This is a genomic window from Dellaglioa sp. CoH-55-MRSF-9 (genome assembly GCF_056782155.1).
Genome location: NZ_JBXAYG010000020.1, coordinates 1 through 510, shown reverse-complemented (window position 1 = coordinate 510; position 510 = coordinate 1). Strand labels below are relative to the sequence as shown.

Annotated in this window: 1 protein-coding gene; it reads right to left on the bottom strand. The window is 54.1% G+C overall.

What is annotated here, in order from left to right; translation table 11 throughout:
• Positions 1-5: 5 nt before the first annotated feature.
• On the bottom strand, positions 6-510 hold a 505-nt coding region (locus tag AC1RPV_RS07605; protein ID WP_481764178.1), incomplete at its 5' end, for a hypothetical protein.

The following is a 510-nucleotide window of genomic DNA, read 5'->3' as shown; positions in this document are numbered from 1 at the left end:
ATTTACTACCGGTAAGTATCGTGATGGGGTTTAACCTCACGCTCGGCCATGATGGGGGCCAGCTTCGAGAACGGAATAGGTCCATACTGCTCGGCACGCGCCGACACTGAAAAGCCAGCGGCGCGCAGTTGCTGATCCGCGTAAATGCGTGACAAGTCACGGAGTTCGTAAGCCGGGCTCGCATCCCAACCCACATCTGCGATCTTATATCGATCGAGCCCGTGGGTCGCATAGTCGAAATCACCGTGGCAGTGACCGTGCAGCATCCAGTAACCGTGCTGGCAGTTACGCCAGTGGGCAATCGGTTGGTGGTCCATAATGATGTTGCGCCCATTAAACTTGATGTAAGCGCGATGCTCATGCACTTCCCGGAACAAGCCACTGGTCTTGTAGAACTCGATGTGCTTGTCGTCGTGATTGCCCAACACCAGAAACTTGTTCGGCGTCTCGATCTGTTCGATGAGTGCGCCAGTCTTCCATTTGTTGTGGAAGCTTAGGTCACCAAGAAAC